Origin of the sequence: Streptococcus sp. HMSC074B11, from assembly GCF_001808705.1 — a bacterium.
Classification (GTDB): Bacteria; Bacillota; Bacilli; order Lactobacillales; family Streptococcaceae; genus Streptococcus.
The window spans coordinates 1-740 of the sequence record NZ_KV794295.1 but is presented as its reverse complement, the minus strand read 5'-3'; the positions used below and the strand labels follow the sequence as shown (position 1 = coordinate 740).

At 51.4% G+C, this 740-nt stretch carries 8 tRNA genes; all 8 read right to left on the bottom strand.

Annotated features, from left to right (window positions below):
• Positions 1 to 6: 6 nt before the first annotated feature.
• Positions 7 to 80, bottom strand: a tRNA-Pro gene (locus HMPREF2619_RS08645).
• A gap of 15 nt (positions 81 to 95) precedes the next feature.
• Positions 96 to 169: transfer RNA gene (locus HMPREF2619_RS08640), tRNA-Arg, on the bottom strand.
• An 8-nt stretch (positions 170 to 177) separates the two neighbouring features.
• Positions 178 to 263: transfer RNA gene (locus HMPREF2619_RS08635), tRNA-Leu, on the bottom strand.
• A gap of 7 nt (positions 264 to 270) precedes the next feature.
• Positions 271 to 342 (bottom strand) — tRNA-Gly (locus HMPREF2619_RS08630).
• A gap of 26 nt (positions 343 to 368) precedes the next feature.
• Positions 369 to 441: transfer RNA gene (locus HMPREF2619_RS08625), tRNA-Thr, on the bottom strand.
• Between the two features lie 12 nt (positions 442 to 453).
• Positions 454 to 535 (bottom strand) — tRNA-Leu (locus HMPREF2619_RS08620).
• Between the two features lie 5 nt (positions 536 to 540).
• Positions 541 to 613, bottom strand: a tRNA-Lys gene (locus HMPREF2619_RS08615).
• 24 nt (positions 614 to 637) lie between these two features.
• A tRNA-Asp gene (locus HMPREF2619_RS08610) sits at positions 638 to 710 on the bottom strand.
• Between the last annotated feature and the right edge of the window lie 30 nt (positions 711 to 740).

The following is a 740-nucleotide window of genomic DNA, read 5'->3' as shown; positions in this document are numbered from 1 at the left end:
CATCAATCGGGAAGACAGGATTCGAACCTGCGACACCTTGGTCCCAAACCAAGTACTCTACCAAGCTGAGCTACTTCCCGAGTTAAATAGAAAAATGCACCCTAGAGGAGTCGAACCTCTAACCGCCTGATTCGTAGTCAGGTACTCTATCCAGTTGAGCTAAGGGTGCTCATTATATGCCGAGGACCGGGATCGAACCGGTACGATCGTTACCAATCGCAGGATTTTAAGTCCTGTGCGTCTGCCAGTTCCGCCACCCCGGCCTCTCTAAGCGAACGACGGGATTCGAACCCGCGACCCCCACCTTGGCAAGGTGGTGTTCTACCACTGAACTACGTTCGCATCGACCTCTTGGTTATATTAAAAAATGCCGGCTACATGACTTGAACACGCGACCCTCTGATTACAAATCAGATGCTCTACCAACTGAGCTAAGCCGGCTTATTTCTATTATGCGGGTTAAGGGACTTGAACCCCCACGCCGTTAAGCGCCAGATCCTAAATCTGGTGCGTCTGCCAATTCCGCCAAACCCGCAATGATGACCCGTACTGGGCTCGAACCAGTGACCCATTGATTAAAAGTCAATTGCTCTACCAACTGAGCTAACGAGTCTAAAATAACTTCCGTTATCTTAAACGGTCCCGACGGGAATCGAACCCGCGATCTTCGCCGTGACAGGGCGACGTGATAACCGCTACACTACGGGACCTATGGGAGTTAACGGGATCGAACCGCTGAC